This is a genomic window from Pedococcus sp. P2_E2, assembly GCF_056403955.1.
The window spans coordinates 257,994-273,595 of the sequence record NZ_JBFUEM010000002.1 but is presented as its reverse complement, the minus strand read 5'-3'; the positions used below and the strand labels follow the sequence as shown (position 1 = coordinate 273,595).

Below are 15,602 nucleotides of genomic sequence, written 5' to 3'. Positions count from 1 at the left end.
GGGTCTTCGTGAGGTTCGTGCAGGGTGCAGGGCAACTGCCCCTGTGTGGTGTCCGTGGCGGCGGACGGTGGTCCGTCCGCCGCCACGGAGCTGGTGGGGCGACTAGGAGAAGTCGGCCTCGGTGTAGTACTTCGCCTTGAGCAGGATGCCCTTGACGTTGGACTTGTCGGCGGCGACCGGCTCGAGGAGCTGGGTCGGGACCTTCTTGACGCCGTTGTCGTAGGACTCCGTGTCGTTGACCGTCACGGTCTTCTTGCCGGCGATCTCGGTGATCATCGTGACGGTGGCCTGGGCCAGGTCACGCGTGTTCTTGAAGACCGTCGAGTACTGCTCGTCGGCGAGGATCGACTTGACCGATTCGAGCTCGGCGTCCTGGCCGGTGACGACCGGCAGCTTTTTGCCACCGGTGCCGTAACCGCTGCCCTTGAGCGCGGCGAGGATGCCACGGGACAGACCGTCGTAGGGCGACAGCACGCCGTTGACGTCAGCCTTGGAGTACGACTTCGTCAGCACGTTCTCCATGCGCTTCTTCGCCACCGCCGCGTCCCACCGCAGGGTCGCCACGGTCTTGAAGTTGGTCTCACCGGACGCGATCTTGATGTCGCCGGCGTCGATCTTCGGCTGCAGGACCTCCATGGCCCCGTTGAAGAAGAACGTGGCGTTGTTGTCGTCCGGGGACCCGGCGAAGAGCTCGACGTTCCACGGCTTGGGAGCGCCGCTGGCCGCGAGGCCGGCGAGCAGTGACTCGGCCTGCAGCTTGCCCACCTTCAGGTTGTCGAAGGTCGTGTAGTAGTCGACGGCGTCGGTGTCACGAAGCAGGCGGTCGTAGGCGATCACGGGGATGCCCGCGTCCTTGGCCTCCTTGAGGGCACCCTTCAGGGCAGTGCCGTCGATGGAGGCGATCACCAGGACCTGGTTCTGCTTGGTCACCATGTCGTTGACCTGGGTGACCTGGGTCGGGATGTCGTCGTTGGCGTACTGGAGGTTCACCTTGTAGCCGGCGGCCTCGAGCTGCTGCTTGATGTAGTCACCGTCCTTGATCCACCGCTCGGACGTCTTGGTCGGCATGGCCACCCCGATGGTGCCCTTGACGTTGGCAGCGCCGCTGCTGCCGGACGAGGCGTTGTCCGTCTGGCGACCGCAGGCGCTGAGGCCGACTGCGAGGAGGCCGACGGCAGCTGCCGCGATGATTCTGCGCACTGTGTGCTCCATTCCATGGATGTCAACCTGCGAAGGTGCCGGCTGAGGTACTGACGGGTGTTCGGGTATTCAGTTGTGCGCCAACGGCGCGGCGCCTCACAGGCCTTGGGCCAGCCGGTGGTAAGCGGTGTTCCACCGCAGCTCGCGAACGAAGCCGCGGGTGGTCGTGTGGGCGTCGATGAGGGCCAGCTCGAGGCCCGTCATCTCGGCGAAGTCGTGCAGGTGCTCGGCCGTCAGGGCGGTCGACAGCACCGTGTGGTGCGGACCCCCAGCGACCAGCCAGGACTCAGTGGATGTGCGCAGGTCAGGACGCGGGCTCCAGACCGCTCGCGCGACCGGGAGGTTGGGAAGCGCGGCCAGCGGTGGCACGACGTCGATCTCGTTGGCAGTCAGCCGGAACCGGTCGCCCAGGTCGGAGATGCCGACCACGATGCCTTCCCCTGCAGCGGCGGTGAACACCAGCCGCACCGGGTCCTCGCGACCTCCGATGCCGAGCGGGTGGATCTCGAGGCTTGGCCGTTCGGCCGCGATCGAGGGACAGACCTCGAGCATGTGCGCGCCGAGGATCAGCTCGCGACCGGGCTCAAGGTGGTACGTGTAGTCCTCCATGAACGAGGTGCCGCCGGGCAGTCCCCGCGCCATCACCTTGAGGGTGCGGAGCATGACCGCGGTCTTCCAGTCCCCTTCGCCACCGAAGCCGTAGCCGTCGGCCATGAGGCGCTGAACGGCCAGCCCGGGCAGCTGGCGCAGCCCGCCGAGGTCCTCGAAGTTGGTGGTGAAGGCGCCGTAGCCGCCCTCCTCCAGGAACGTCCGCAGCCCGAGCTCGATCCGCGCTCCGTAGCGCAGGGACTCGTGCCGCCCGCCGTCCGAGCGGAGGTCCGCTGCCACGGCATACAGGTCCTCGTACTCCTTCACGAGCGTGTCGATGTCGGCGTCGGCCACCTGGTCCACGACGGCCACCAGGTCGTTGACGCCGTACGTGTTGACCGAGACGCCGAGGCGCAGCTCGGCCTCGACCTTGTCGCCGTCCGTGACGGCGACGTCGCGCATGTTGTCGCCGAAGCGCACCACCCGCAGCGTGCGCAGGGAGGCCCGGGCGACCGCGGCACGGGCCCACGTCGCGATGCGTTCGACCGTGGTGGGATCGCTGACGTGTCCGGTCACCGTCTTGCGCGTGACCCCGACCCTGGTCTGGATGTAACCGAACTCCCGGTCGCCGTGGGCGGCCTGGTTGAGGTTCATGAAGTCCATGTCGATCGTGGCCCACGGGAGGTCCCGCCCCGCCTGCGTGTGCAGGTGCAGCAGCGGTTTCGCAAGGGCATCGAGCCCGGAGATCCACATCTTCGCCGGGGAGAAGGTGTGCATCCACGCGATGACTCCGACCACGTCGTCGTCACCGTTGGCATCGAGCATCACGCGGCGGATGGACGCGGCATCGGTCAGGATCGGCTTGGCCACCACCTTGGCGGTGAGGGTTCCCGCTGACTGGAGGGCATCGGAGATCACCGCGGACTGTGCGGCGACCTGGCGCAAGACGTCCTCGCCATAGAGGCCCTGGCTGCCCGTGAGGAACCAGATCTTCGGCTGAGTGGTCATGAGGCGGGAGTTCCCTTCTGCCCGTATACGTTCTGGTAACGGTCGTAGAGCCGGTCGATGTCTGCCTGGTCCAGCCGCCAGGGGTTCCCGAGCTGGCTGGCGACGTGCACGGTGCGGGCGACGTCCTCGAGCATCACGGCCGTCTTGACGGCCGCCCGGGCGTCGGGCCCCACCGTGAAGGGGCCGTGCCCGCCCATGAGGACCGCCTTCGACCTGCTGCTCGCCAAGGTCTGGACAAGGCCCCGGCCGATCGAGTCGTCCCCGATCAGGGCGAACGGGCCGACGGGGATGTCGCCGCCGAACTCATCGGCGATCATCGTGAGCACGCAGGGGATCGACTCGCGCCGGGCACACCAGGCCGTGGCGTAGGTGGAGTGCGTGTGCACGACTCCTCCGACCTCGGGGAGGTGGGCGTAGACGTAGGCATGCGCGGCCGTGTCGGACGAGGGAGCGTGCGGCCCCTCGACCAGTCGGCCCTCGAAGTCGGTCACCACCATCGCGTCCGCGCTGAGCTGGTCGTAGGCGACCCCGGACGGCTTGATGACGAGCAGCTCCTCGCCCGGCACCCGCGCGGAGACGTTGCCCGCGGTCCAGGCGACGAGGGCGTTGCGCGTGAGCTCGCTGTGCAGGTCGGCGACGGAGGCGCGCAGCTCGTCCACGGCTTCGCGGACTGCCGGGAGGGCGAGGGCGTTCATGCGAGGGCCTTGCGGCGGATCGCCTTGAGCCGGCGCATGACGTCGTTGCCGCCCCGTCCGAAGTGGTCGTGGAGCGCGAGGTACTCGGCATACAGCTCGTCGTAGGCGGCCACGTTCTCCGGGACCGGGACGAAGGCAGCGACCGTGCGGCCGCCCATCGCCTGCGCGGCCTTGCGGATGTCGGGGTAGGCCCCCGCCGCCACGGCCGCGTGGATGGCCGAGCCGAGCGCCGGGCCCTGCTCCGACCGGACCGCGGACAGGGGGAGGTTGAGGACGTCCGCATAGATCTGCATCAGCAGCGGGTTGCGCAGCAGGCCACCCGCGACGACGAACTCCGTGACCGGCACGCCGGACCCCTCGAAGGCCTCGACGATGACCCGGGCGCCGAACGCGGTGGACTCGAGGAGTGCGCGGTAGGTGTCCTCAGGGGCGGTCGCGAGCGTCTGTCCGACGACGAGACCGGACAGCTCGTGATCCACCAGGGTCGACCGGTTGCCGCTGTGCCAGTCGAGCGCGACCAGGCCGTGCCCCCCGATCGGCTGGGCCGCAGCAAGCGCGGTGAGGTGCTCGTGAACCGAGACCCCTGCCCGGGCAGCCGCCTCGTGGTACTCCGGGGGAACGCACGAGCTCACGAACCAGCCGAAGATGTCACCCACTCCCGACTGACCGGCTTCGTACCCCCAGAGCCCCGGGATGATGCCCCCGTCGACGACACCGCACATCCCGGGGACGTCGCGCAGGACGGTGCTGCTGAGAACGTGGCAGGTCGACGTGCCCATGATCGCGACGAGCTGCCCCGGCTCGACCGCCTGCGCAGCGGGTGCCGAGACGTGCGCGTCGACGTTGCCGACCGCCACCATGATGCCCTCCGGCAGCCCGGTCCAGGCAGCCGCCTGCGCCGTCAGCCGCCCGGCCGGGTCACCCAGCTGTCCGATGCGGTGCGCGAGCTTGTCGTCGACGAAGCCGGCGAAGTCCGGGTTGAGAGCGGCGAGGAAGTCGCGGCTCGGGTACTCCCCGTCCTGGTAGATCCCCTTGTATCCGGCCGTGCAGGCGTTGCGCACGTACTCTCCGCACAGCTGCCACACGATCCAGTCCGCAAGCTCCACGAAGTGGGCCATGGCGGCATACACCTCGGGGGCCTCCTCGAGGATCTGCAGGCCCTTGGCGAACTCCCACTCCGAGGAGATGAGGCCGCCGTAGCGACCCAGCCACGGCTCGCCGCGCTCGGCGGCGAGGGCGTTGATGCGATCGGCCTGTCCCTGGGCCGCGTGGTGGCGCCACAGCTTGACGTAGGCGTGGGGCGAGGAGGCGAAGCCGGCGGTCTCGCTGAGCGGGGTGCCGTCCGCGAGCGTGGGCACCATCGTGCACGCCGTGAAGTCGGTCCCGATGCCGACGATCCGTTCGGGGGCGATCCCCGCGGCGCGGACGGCTTCGGGAACCGCGGTGCGCAGCACGTGGACGTAGTCCGTCGCGACCTGGAGCGCCCACTCAGGAGGGAGCCGCTCGCCCGTCCCCGGCAACGCCTCGTCGATGACAGCGTGCGGGTAGACCGACACCGCGCTGCCCAGCTCGGCCCCGTCGCTGACGCGTACCACCACGGCACGGCCGGACAGGGTCCCGAAGTCGACGCCGACGACGTAGCTGTCGTCGCTGTCCTCGTTCGTCATCGAACGCTCCTCGTGCTGTTGGTTCGCCAGTGAGCCAATGCGCCCGCCACAGGGTTCGTGTTAGCGCTAACAGCAGATGTTAGCGCTAACACTTGCCTTGTCAAGACCTCGCCCCCAGAAACCTCCGACCGTGCTCGACTCAGCCGGGAGGACGACCGGTCGAGGCACGCACCACGAGCTTGGGCGGCACGGTGACGGTGCCCTCCTCCAGCTCGCCACGGATCGCCGAGGTGAGCAGGCCCATGGCCCCGCGCCCCAGGGCCACGAAGTTCTGCCGGACCGTCGTGAGCGGCGGCGTGAAGTACTCGGACTCCGGAAGGTCGTCGAAACCGACGATGCTGACGTCGCCGGGCACCGTGCGACCGGCCTCGGCCAGGGCGCGCAGCACGCCGATGGACATCTGGTCGTTGGCGACGAAGATGCCCGTCACCTCCGACTGCGCGGCCAGCTGACGCCCGAGGCGGTAACCACTCGAGGCGGTCCAGTCCCCCACCAGGGGTTCGGGGGTCGCCAGCCCGGCCTCCTCCAGCGCGCCGCGCCAGCCGAGCGTGCGGGCTTCGGCCTGGTACCAGTCCGACGGACCACTGAGGTGGGCGATGTGGCGGTGCCCGAGGTCGATCAGGTGCTGGGTGGCCAACCGTGCCCCGGCCTCGTGGTCCACTCCAACCGACAGGCGCGCGCGCACGGGGTTCGCGTCCAGGACCACGACGGGAACCGGCAGCCGTGACCGGACACCCAGGTCGAGGCCGGTGTCGACAGGAGCGATCAGCACGATGGCCTCGACCGACTCGCCGACCAGGTGGTCGAGGGCGTCCTGGGTTGCCTGCTGGGTCACCTCGGGCAGGGAGGCCAGCACCATCCCGTAGCCCTCGGCGCGAGCCGCCAGCTCCAGGCCCACCACGGTGCTGGACGGGCCGAAGAAGCCAAGCCCCGCCACGACGACCCCGACCACACCGCTCTTCTGGGTGGCGAGCGCCTTGGCCGCGCTGTTGCCGCGGTATCCGAGCTCGGCGACCGCCTCGAGCACCCGGGCGCGGGTGGCCGGTGCCACGCGCGCGGACCCGTTCACGACCCGCGAGACCGTCTGGTGCGACACCCCGGCAACGCGCGCGACGTCCTCCAGACGAGGGGCCGTCCGAGGTGCCGAGCTCATGAGGACGCTCCCTCGACAGGGTCGGCCAGCACCATGACGGAGGCAGGCGACGGGTTCACGCCTCGGATTGTGCCACCCGCCCTGTGGGCGACCGCGCCCCAGGCCGCACCAGCCGGTCCCGGACGTTTGAAAGGCGCTCGGTCCGGGCAGTATCTTGGCGGCACGGGACGAAGGAGGTACCCATGATCATCCTCGGCCTCATCCTGGTCGTCATCGGCTACTTGGCCGATATCCCCGTCCTCATCACCATCGGCGTCATCCTGGCGGTCATCGGGCTGGTGCTCCTGCTGCTCGGCTCGACCGGCCGCGCCATCGGCGGCCGCCGACACTGGTACTGACCGCCGTCGCGGCACACGCCACCTCGAGTCCGGCCATCGCCGGCGCCATTCTCCAACCGGGTGAACCCGGGCGCCGGTTGAGGGTGTACTTGTCCGTCGACTGGGTAAGCAGCAGGGGCACGCTCATCGCAAGCCGCCTCGACGGATGGAGTTTTCATGCCCGGTGTCATCACGCTCATCAAGGACGACCACAAGACGCTCGAGTCGGTGTTCAAGCAGCTCGAGAAGGCCGAACCCGCGGACATACCCGGCTTGCTCCAGCAGGTCGCCGAGCTGCTGATCCCCCACTCCAAGGCCGAGGAGCAGGTGGTGTACCCGGCCATCAAGGCGACCGTGCCGGACGAAGGCACGGACGTGGACGACGGTCTCGCCGAACACCACCACGTGGAGCAGACCCTGCAGCAGCTCCTGGAGGCGGACCCCGAGGCGCCGGGCGTGGACGGGCTGATCGCAGCCATGATCGGAGAGGTGCGCCACCACGTGGAGGAGGAGGAGCAGGAGATCCTGCCTGCCTTCGCCGCGAGCGCCTCCAACCAGGAGCTGTCAGACCTCGGCGACCGCTTCACCGCAGCCAAGGAGCAGGCCCTGGCGGCGCTGCAGTCCTGAACGGAGCGCAGCCGTTGACCCGAACCTGAACGCGGCGTCCACACACTGCTAGCCGCCTGGCTCCGCAGCGTGTGGATGTCGCCAGTTCTGGCCTGCCCGGAGCGTGACCCGTTGCTCGGCCCAGTCGATGTGGGCGACGTCATCCCAGGTGGCCTCGCGGTCGTCACGGTGCCACCAGCCGAAGGAGCGTGCGAGCAGCCATGGGCCCTGGTCGGTCAAGGTGGTGTAGCCCAGCTCGCCACCGAGAGCCCGCGGCCCGAACACGATGCTGGTCACGCGCAGCCGGCCGACCTCGAGGCCGGTCTGCTCGAACGGCAGCCCGCGAAGCTCCAGGACCGCACCCAGGGACCCACCGGTGTCATCGACGACCTCTGCTCCGAGCAGGTCACTCACCAGGTGGGAGCCCTTGGGTGGCGTGAGCTCGTCGTGGTCGACTGGTTGGCCCACGGTCGTCCCGGCCAGCCGGTCGTCGCCGGCTGTCGCCCCGGGGATGGCCGAGATGACGTGGCGACGTAGCCATTGCTCGAGCCCTGCGGCGCCCTGAAGGACGCCCTCTGCATAGTCACTCACGGTGATCGCCGAGCCGATGCTGCGCAGGTGGGACATGGGCACCATGAGCGGGCTGGGGTCCTCGCCCGGGTTGAGGCGTTGCCACACGGCGACGATCCACCGCCCGAGCAGCCCCGGCTGGCGTGGCCCGAACCCACCCGGCCCACTGAGCACCCCCACGATGAACAGCTCGTCCTTCTCCTGACGCACGACGAGGTTGTCGACGTTCCCCACGAGCGCACCACTGGGGCCGACGAGCTGGTGGTCCATCACCCTGAGGGTCACGTCGATGCTGTCGGCCCGAGATGTCCTTGGCATCATTGCCCCGCCTTTGTCAGGACCATCAGGGGAATGGCGGCTACCGAGGCCACGATGACCAGGACCAGGTAGACCATGCCCAAGGAGTTCGCCAACCGCCCGTTGGCATGTCTACCCATGTACGTGCGGTCGTTGGCGACAACCAGGATGGGAAAGTACGTCAGGGGCAGGGCGATGGCACTGAAGACCACTGAGTACTCCGTGAGCATGATGGGGTCGACCGTGGTCAGGAGCAGGGCCACACCGCCGATGCACGACAGCAGCAGGACCGTGTGGAAGCGGGCAGCACGAAGGGGTGCCACGTACTTGCCCCACTGCCAACCCAGGTACTGGGCGACGCTGTAGCCGACGGACAGGCCGGTCTCGCACGCAGCGCCGAAGGTGGCGGCGAAGAATCCCAGCAGCAGGAACGCGAGTCCGAGCTTTCCGACGGCGAGGACCACTGGCAGTCCTGTCTGTCCGAGGGTGTCGACGCTGATGCCGTGCGGCAGGAACACCAGGGAGGTGCAGGCGGCGATCGCCACGGACAGGATGCCGCCCAGTGGGAACCCGATGAACACGTTGGCCCTCATGGTGCCCAGGTCCTTCGCCGTCCACTTCTCCTCGACCCCGCCGGAGCTGAAGAAGAACACTTCGTAGGGGGTCATGGCGGCGCCGAACAAGGCGATCGCGTAGTAGAAGTACACCGTGTGCGACTCGTTCGGCGGCACCGTCGGGTTGAACGCGTGCTGGGCCAGCGAGCTCCAGTCAGGGCTGAGCTTCCACACCGCGACAGCGAACACGACGAGGGACAAGCCTGCCAGCCCGAAGGCGTTCTCGAGGACGGCGAACTTCACCCGCCACAGCACCAACCACACCGCGGCGCCGGCCACGGGCATCCACAGGAACCGGTTCACGCTGGTTGCCAGCTCCATGGCCAGCGCGACACCGCCTATCTCGGCGGCGAGGGTCAGGAACGTGACCAGCATGGACGCGACCAGGTTGGTCAGCCCGACCCGCGGACCGAGTCGCTCGCGGATCAGGTCGAACGTCCCGCGTCCGCTGACCGCGGCGACCCGACCGCTCATCTCCGCGAAGACGCAGATGCCGACCACCCCGACGAGGACCACCCAGACCAGGGACAGCCCGAAACGGGACCCGACGAGGGCGTTGGTGATCAGGTCGCCGATGTCGACGAACCCGCCGATGGCGGTCAGGATGCCCAGCGCGACCGCGAAGACCTTCTTCACGAAGACTCGTCCCCGTTCACTTGAGGTCTGCCCTGGCTGACTCCAGGTGGGAGCTGACGTCGTCAAGCTCCTTGCGTGCGTCCGTCAGCGAGGAGACGTCGCCGCGACGGATCGCAATCCGGGCATGGGCCAAGGCGTCGTCGGCGTCTCCGAGCAGGGTGAGCACCTGGTCGCGCAGCTCGTCCTGGGTCGGGGTGGGCGGGTCGACGACACCGAAGCTCGTCTCGATGCCCCCCATGGCGTTCTCGCTGTCGGTGACCACGGTGTCGGCGTAGGCGTTCGTGGCCTTGCCGGACAGCAGGACGTCCACTGCGATCTGCGCCGTCGAGGTCTCACTGGCCGCCGACTCCAGGGCGCTCTTGGCGTTCTGCTCGAAGGCGCCCCGGTCCAGGGCGGGAGCGATGCAACCGCCCACGATGAGTGCCGAGCCGAGGACCAGCAGGATCCGTGCCGCCCGCATCACGGGCGTTTGCGCAGGATCGTGAACACCAGCACGGCCAGCATCGCCAGGAAGAGCCACCAGGCGATGCCCAGTGCCCAGCCGTCACTCATGTCTGCATCACTCCTCCTCTTGCCCACACCGACTCAACCCGTCACGACAGCTGGGGGAGCACCTCCTCGCCGTAGAACGCGATCATCTCCCTCCACCGGGGGCCCATGTTCGCGACGTACACCTCGTCGAAACCCGCCTTCTCGAACGGGTCGAACGCTGCGCGGTGCTCCCCCGCGTCACTGCCGCACACGACCGACTCCCCTGTCGACTCCTTCGTCACCAGGGTCGCCGCCTGTTCGAAGTGCTGCGGGGAAGGAAGCACCTGAGCGAGCTCGCCCGGTAGCCCGGAGTTGGCCCACAACCGATGAGCATGGTCGCGCCCCTCCTCGGCCGTCGCGGCATACGCCACCTTGAAGCCGGCCATGGCCGGCGCCTGGTCGTCGCCCTTGAGCCGTCGGAACTGAGCCACCGCATCACCGTCCGGCTTGGTGGTGATGAACCCGTCACCGATGCGCGCCGCCACTTCCAACGCCTTGGGCCCGAAGGCGGAGACGTAGACCGGCGGGGGTTGCTCAGGGAGGGTGTAGATCCGTGCGGTGTCGACCGTGTAGTGCCGTCCCTCGTGCGAGACCACCTCACCGGTCCACAGGGCACGCATCACCTCGACGGCCTCCTCCAACATCTCCAGCCGCCGTTCGGCGTGCGGCCACGGTTGCCCGAGCACGTGCTCGTTGAGCGCCTCGCCCGAGCCGACCCCGAGGACGAAACGCCCACCGAGCATCACGGCCGAGGTCGCCGCAGCCTGCGCAACCACGGCCGGGTGCACCCGAACGGTGGGGCACGTGACAGCTGTGGTGACCGGCAGGGAGCAGGCCTGCGAGATCGCACCGATCACCGACCAGACGAAGGGGCTCTGTCCCTGCTCGTCGTTCCAGGGGTGGTAGTGGTCGCTGATCCAGAGCCGCGTGAACCCCGACTTCTCCGCGAGCACAGCCTGCTCGACGAGCTCGTGGGGACCGTACTCCTCACACGACAGGAAGTAGCCGATCTTCATGCCTGTCCTCCTCCACGCTTGTCCCGGCGGCAGCCGCCCACCGGGTTGGGTTCATGCAGCAGGTGCCAGCAGGTCGCTGCGAAGCTTTCCGAGGATGACGGCAAGGAGCCGGGAGACCTGCATCTGGCTGACACCGAGCACGACCCCGATTTGCGACTGGGTCTGTTCCTCGACGAACCGCAGCCTCAGGATGAGCCGCTCGCGGTCACTCAGGCCCTCGAGCGCCCGCGCGAGCAGGTCCCGGTCGGCGATGAGGTCATCGACGCCGGGCTCGTCGTCGACCACGTCCGGCACCCCAGCCCCCGGCGGTAGGTCGAGGGACACGGCCCGATAGGCCCGTGAACACGCGTGGGCATCACGCACGTCGGAGCTGGGCAGCCCGAGGCTCTGGGCGAGCTCTGCCTCGGTCGGCTCGCGGAGCAGCAGGTGCCGCAGGTGATCCTCTTCGCGGACGAGCTCGGCGCGCAGCTCTTGCAGCCGCCGTGGCGGCCGGACCGCCCAGGCGTTGTCGCGGAAGTGTCGTTTGATCTCGCCGGCGATCGTGGGGACGGCGTATGCCGCGAAGCTGCTCCCGTAGCCGCACCGGTAGGCGTGGGCAGCCTTCAGCAGGGCCACCCGACCCACCTGGACGAGGTCCTCGACGTCCATCCCCCGGCCCCTGAAGCGGCGAGCGACCCCGTCGGCCAGGTCCAGGGTGAGGACGACGGCTTGGCGTCGCAGCTCGTCCCGCCGGTCGGGGTCCGAACAGTCCTGGACCTCGGCGAGGAGCGCTTCGGCGCGCTCGTGGTCCTGAACGGTCGATGCCGGCTCGGCGAACGAAGCGGTATGGGAAGTAAGGACAAGCGGTGCTGACACGGTGCATCCCCTCGAGTTCGAGTTGGGGACAAGGCACCACTGCTGGACCGGTTGTCTTTCCCCCAGACAACCACCGCACCCGAGCAAGCGCAACAGCAGGCCTCGCCTCGCGCCGTGGGAGCTCAGCCGGCGGGAGTGCCGTCCTCGCTCTCGGCATCCTCGGGGATGCCACCGCTCGCGGGGTCGTTGGCGGCGCCACCCGTCTGGTCCTCGGTGTGGGACCCGGGGCCTCCGTCCTGAGCGTCGGTGGATGCCGGGGCACCCGAGCCCTGATCGCCTTGGGGACTCGTAGCGGTGCCGGCGCTGTCGGGCTTGCCCATGGACTGCCTCCTCGGTGACGCGGCACAACTCGGTGTTGCGCTCGCGACGTGCCGTACCCACTTGCCGGCCGCGGCAAACCGCCCGACCCATTCGAGTCACCGCCGCGCGTTTGTCCGCCGTCCGTCCTGGGTACCCAGTCCTTGGGTACCCAGTCGTTGACGGAGGACAATTGGTCCGCGAAGCGTTGGGACAGTAGGTCCGCGAAAGGGTTGGAGACTGTATGTCCGCGAAAGGTGACACGGTGAGAGTCGGGGTGCTCGTACGGCATACCTGCACGGCGGGCGGCCGGTAGATGGGCACGCACGTGTGCCCGCAGTGCGGAAGCGACAGGGCGACGACCGTGATGCTGCCAGGGCCGGCTGGTTCCAAGGACTCGCGCCTGCACCCCGCGTTCCGGTGCATGGTCTGTGACACGCAGTGGACTGTCGACCAGGCGCGCAGCCGGGCCGCCGACCCGACGAGTGCGAGCGACAGCCAGGCGCCGCCGTCTCGGTCAGGTGGTTAGGGGCAGGGCTTGCCTGCATCTCGCGAGTGCGCCCGAGAACCACATGCATCCAGCGGTATGACGCCACGCGTCACCTCTTCCCACCAGGGCGAGCCAGGTCCTCGACCGGGCGAGATCCGCGTGGGCACCTCCGGCTGGCGTTACCCGTCATGGCGCGGGGACTTCTACCCGGCCGGCCTGCGCCAGCGTGACGAGCTCAGCCACCTCTCCAGGGAGCTGACGGCGGTCGAGGTCAACGGCTCCTTCTACTCGCTGCAGCGACCCAGCAGCTATGCCGCCTGGGCAGCGCAGGCGCCGGAGGGCTTCGTGTTCGCCGTCAAGGGCGGTCGCTTCATCACCCACATGCGCCGCCTGGTGGACGTGGAGACCCCGCTCGCGAACTTCTTCGCCTCCGGGGTGCTCGCCCTGGGCGACAAGCTCGGCCCCGTGCTGTGGCAGCTGCCTGCCCGCCTGGCGTTCGACGAGGAGCGGCTGGAAGCCTTCTTCGACCTGTTGCCACGCACGACCGAGGCTGCGGCCGACCTGGCATCGAGACACGACGAGAAGGTGGGGGCGGACCGCGCCCTCACGACACCCCTCGTCAGCGCACCGCTTCGGCACGCCCTCGAGCCGCGCCACGAGAGCTTTCACTCATCACGTGCTCGAGAAGTGCTGCAGCGCAACGACATCGCCATGGTGATCTCGGACAGTGCCGGCACATGGCCTCAGTTCGAGGTCGTCACCTCCGACCTCGTCTACGTCCGGCTGCACGGGGACACCGCGCTCTACCGAAGCGGGTACTCACGCGACGCGCTGGAGTCGTGGGGCCGTCGCATCCGGCGGTGGGCGCACGCCGGGCTGAATGTGCACGTGTACTTCGACAACGACGCCCGCGGACACGCACCCCACGACGCCCGCGCTCTGCTCGGGCTCCTCCAGAGCTGCCCGGCACCCCGTCGGAAATAGCCACATTGCGACGTTTGGGCAGGTCAGACGCGGGTAAGCCCCCCGTAGCGGCGGTGGACACACCGCCGGTCCAGCACTCGTTGACAGGACAGGAATGGACATGAGCGAGACCTACGGAAGCGCCCGCACGCAGGACGACGACGCCACCCGCGAGCTCGGCACGGTCGAGACCTCCCCCGCCGCCGGCACCGACACCTACGGCACCGACAGCCACGGCACCGACAGCCCCATCAGCACGAGTTCCACGACCCCGAGCGGTGGTGCTGGCAGGGATGGCGGCACGGGCGGCGGCACGGGCGGCCCGGGGGCGACCCCGGGCGGCGGCACGGGTGGCCCGGGGGCGACCCCGGGCTCCACCGACACGAAAGAGGTCGCCAAGGACGAGGCACGAGCCACGGGCGAGCAGGCCAAGGAAGGCGCCCGCCACGTGGCCGAGGTCGGCAAGGAGGAAGCCAAGAACGTGGCGCAGGAGACCAGCCAGCAGGCCAAGGAGCTGTGGCAGCAGACCCGCAACCAGCTGATCGACCAGAGCGCCCAGCAGCAGACCAAGGTCGCCGAAGGCCTGCGGTCGCTCAGCCAGGAGCTGTCCAGCATGGCTCACGGCTCGGACCAGCAGGGCGTCGCCAGCGACCTGGCCCATCAGGCCTCGCAGCGCATCGGCGATGTCGCCGGCTGGCTCGACCAGCGGGACCCGGGCTCGCTGGTCTCGGAGGTGAAGCAGTTCGCCCGGCAGCGTCCCGGCACATTCCTCGCCACGGCCGCCCTCGTCGGGTTGGTCGGAGGCCGTCTGAGCCGCGGCCTGGTCGCGGACCACCAGGACCGATCCGACACGGCTGGCCCCACGGGTGGTGCGGGCGCCGCCCCTTCGCCGGTGGATCACAGCACTGCCGGCTACTCCGCGTACGGCTCTGCCAGCGGGACCAGCACCGCCACCGGCAGCCATCCCGTCAGCGACACGCCCAGCGACGCAGGAGGCGTTCACGGCGGGACCGCGCCGATCAGTGGGAGCGGGGCCGACGCGAGCGGGCTCCCCCGATGAGCCAGGACCCCCGGCTCGACGAGACGCCGACACGGTCGCTCAGCAATGTCGGCGAGCTGTTCGCCGACATCAGCCGCGACCTGTCGACGCTCATCCGCCAGGAGACGGAGCTCGCCAAGGCCGAGCTGCGCCAGTCGGCCACTCAGGCCGGCAAGGGCGCCGGGATGCTCGGCGGTGCCGGTGTCGCCGGCCACTTCGTGCTGATCTTCCTGTCGGTCGCCCTGTGGTGGGGGCTAGGCAACGCGACCGGCCGGGCCTGGTCGGCCCTGGTCGTGGCGGCCATCTGGGCACTCGTGGCCGCGGTACTGGCCGCCACCGGACGCCGGGAGCTCAAGCAGGTCAAGGGAATTCCGCAGACGACAGAGACGGCGCGGGAGATCCCCGACGCGCTCAAAGGGAACGAGGACAAGCGATGACGAACACCCCAGATGAGATCCGCCGGGACATCGAGGACACCCGGGGCCGGTTGAGCAACGATGTCAACGCGCTCACAGAGACGGTCAGCCCCTCCAACGTCGCACGCCGTCAGGCCGACAAGGTGGCTGGTGTCGCGACCTCGGTCAAGGACCGGGTGATGGGCACGGCCGACGACCTGCGCGCCACAGGTTCCGACGCCGCGTCCACGGTCGCCGACGCGCCGGGGGCCGCTGCCGACAAGGCTCGCAGCAAGACGCAGGGCAACCCCCTCGCGGCAGGGCTGATCGCCCTCGGTGCCGGGTGGCTGGTCGGCTCGATGCTGCCGGCCTCCGAGAAGGAGAAGCAGGCCGCCAGCGCGCTCAAGGACAAGGCGCAGCCCGTCGTCGAAGAGGCCAAGAGCGTGGCGCAGGACACCGCGCAGGAGCTCAAGGAGCCCGCGAAGCAAGCGGCTCAGAGCGTGAAGGACACCGCGATGGAGGCCAAGGACAACGTCGCCCAGGAGGGAAGGTCCACCGCCGAGGACGTCAGGACCCAGGCCCAGTCCTCAGTGGAGAACGTGCGCGCCACCCAGTAGCTCGGCGGGGGCAACTGGGTCGAGGGGCGGGAGGCCTGCTTCCGCCCC

At 69.2% G+C, this 15,602-nt stretch carries 17 protein-coding genes; 6 read left to right on the top strand and 11 right to left on the bottom strand.

The features are described from left to right. Positions 1–102 precede the first annotated feature (102 nt). The 5 genes from chvE to AC1DWR_RS06810 all read right to left on the bottom strand — a co-directional run bounded on the left by chvE (position 103) and on the right by AC1DWR_RS06810 (position 6,311). Positions 103–1,200, bottom strand: coding sequence for a multiple monosaccharide ABC transporter substrate-binding protein (gene chvE / locus AC1DWR_RS06830; RefSeq protein ID WP_477624034.1), 1,098 nt, complete (start codon positions 1,198–1,200; stop codon positions 103–105). Positions 1,201–1,296: 96 nt separating this feature from the next. After that, complete coding sequence (gene araA, locus AC1DWR_RS06825) at positions 1,297–2,796, bottom strand: L-arabinose isomerase (protein WP_477624033.1); 1,500 nt, start codon at positions 2,794–2,796, stop codon at positions 1,297–1,299. Beyond that, positions 2,793–3,491, bottom strand: coding sequence for an L-ribulose-5-phosphate 4-epimerase (locus AC1DWR_RS06820; protein WP_477624032.1), 699 nt, complete (start codon positions 3,489–3,491; stop codon positions 2,793–2,795). The genes araA and AC1DWR_RS06820 overlap by 4 nt, the downstream gene beginning before the upstream one ends. Beyond that, positions 3,488–5,158, bottom strand: coding sequence for a ribulokinase (araB, locus tag AC1DWR_RS06815; protein WP_477624031.1), 1,671 nt, complete (start codon positions 5,156–5,158; stop codon positions 3,488–3,490). The genes AC1DWR_RS06820 and araB overlap by 4 nt, the downstream gene beginning before the upstream one ends. Before the next feature lie 139 nt (positions 5,159–5,297). Next, positions 5,298–6,311, bottom strand: coding sequence for a LacI family DNA-binding transcriptional regulator (locus AC1DWR_RS06810; protein WP_477624030.1), 1,014 nt, complete (start codon positions 6,309–6,311; stop codon positions 5,298–5,300). Positions 6,312–6,493: 182 nt separating this feature from the next. On the opposite strand from AC1DWR_RS06810, the gene AC1DWR_RS06805 reads away from it, so the two are divergent. Further along, positions 6,494–6,649, top strand: a complete 156-nt coding sequence (locus AC1DWR_RS06805; RefSeq protein ID WP_477613591.1) for a DUF6131 family protein — start codon at positions 6,494–6,496, stop codon at positions 6,647–6,649. Positions 6,650–6,805: 156 nt separating this feature from the next. Continuing rightward, positions 6,806–7,255 carry a hemerythrin domain-containing protein gene (locus AC1DWR_RS06800; protein ID WP_477624029.1) on the top strand — a complete coding sequence of 150 codons (450 nt, stop codon included), beginning with the start codon at positions 6,806–6,808 and terminating at the stop codon, positions 7,253–7,255. Positions 7,256–7,303: 48 nt separating this feature from the next. Here the strand turns inward: AC1DWR_RS06800 and AC1DWR_RS06795 are convergent, their stop codons facing one another. From AC1DWR_RS06795 to AC1DWR_RS06770, 6 genes are all read right to left on the bottom strand, one after another. Continuing rightward, a complete protein-coding gene (locus AC1DWR_RS06795; protein WP_477624028.1) occupies positions 7,304–8,122 on the bottom strand; it encodes a hypothetical protein in 819 nt (272 codons plus the stop codon). After that, positions 8,122–9,351 carry an Nramp family divalent metal transporter gene (locus AC1DWR_RS06790; protein WP_477624027.1) on the bottom strand — a complete coding sequence of 410 codons (1,230 nt, stop codon included), beginning with the start codon at positions 9,349–9,351 and terminating at the stop codon, positions 8,122–8,124. The genes AC1DWR_RS06795 and AC1DWR_RS06790 overlap by 1 nt, the downstream gene beginning before the upstream one ends. Positions 9,352–9,367: 16 nt before the next feature. Next, the gene (locus tag AC1DWR_RS06785) at positions 9,368–9,811 is read right to left on the bottom strand and encodes a hypothetical protein (protein WP_477624026.1); all 444 of its coding nucleotides are present in this window, start codon (positions 9,809–9,811) and stop codon (positions 9,368–9,370) included. Positions 9,812–9,944: 133 nt separating this feature from the next. Next, a complete protein-coding gene (locus tag AC1DWR_RS06780; RefSeq protein WP_477624025.1) occupies positions 9,945–10,898 on the bottom strand; it encodes a TIGR03557 family F420-dependent LLM class oxidoreductase in 954 nt (317 codons plus the stop codon). A gap of 51 nt (positions 10,899–10,949) precedes the next feature. Beyond that, complete coding sequence (locus AC1DWR_RS06775) at positions 10,950–11,753, bottom strand: sigma-70 family RNA polymerase sigma factor (protein ID WP_477624024.1); 804 nt, start codon at positions 11,751–11,753, stop codon at positions 10,950–10,952. A gap of 122 nt (positions 11,754–11,875) precedes the next feature. Continuing rightward, positions 11,876–12,073 carry a hypothetical protein gene (locus AC1DWR_RS06770; RefSeq protein WP_477624023.1) on the bottom strand — a complete coding sequence of 66 codons (198 nt, stop codon included), beginning with the start codon at positions 12,071–12,073 and terminating at the stop codon, positions 11,876–11,878. Positions 12,074–12,636: 563 nt separating this feature from the next. Between AC1DWR_RS06770 and AC1DWR_RS06765 the strand changes: the two genes are divergently transcribed. The 4 genes from AC1DWR_RS06765 to AC1DWR_RS06750 all read left to right on the top strand — a co-directional run bounded on the left by AC1DWR_RS06765 (position 12,637) and on the right by AC1DWR_RS06750 (position 15,554). Then, complete coding sequence (locus tag AC1DWR_RS06765; RefSeq protein ID WP_477624022.1) at positions 12,637–13,524, top strand: DUF72 domain-containing protein; 888 nt, start codon at positions 12,637–12,639, stop codon at positions 13,522–13,524. A 100-nt stretch (positions 13,525–13,624) separates the two neighbouring features. After that, a complete protein-coding gene (locus AC1DWR_RS06760; protein WP_477624021.1) occupies positions 13,625–14,563 on the top strand; it encodes a hypothetical protein in 939 nt (312 codons plus the stop codon). After that, positions 14,560–14,979, top strand: a complete 420-nt coding sequence (locus tag AC1DWR_RS06755) for a phage holin family protein (protein WP_477624020.1) — start codon at positions 14,560–14,562, stop codon at positions 14,977–14,979. The genes AC1DWR_RS06760 and AC1DWR_RS06755 overlap by 4 nt, the downstream gene beginning before the upstream one ends. Beyond that, the gene (locus AC1DWR_RS06750) at positions 14,976–15,554 is read left to right on the top strand and encodes a DUF3618 domain-containing protein (RefSeq protein ID WP_477613602.1); all 579 of its coding nucleotides are present in this window, start codon (positions 14,976–14,978) and stop codon (positions 15,552–15,554) included. Before AC1DWR_RS06755 ends, AC1DWR_RS06750 begins: the two co-directional genes overlap by 4 nt. Positions 15,555–15,602 lie beyond the last annotated feature (48 nt).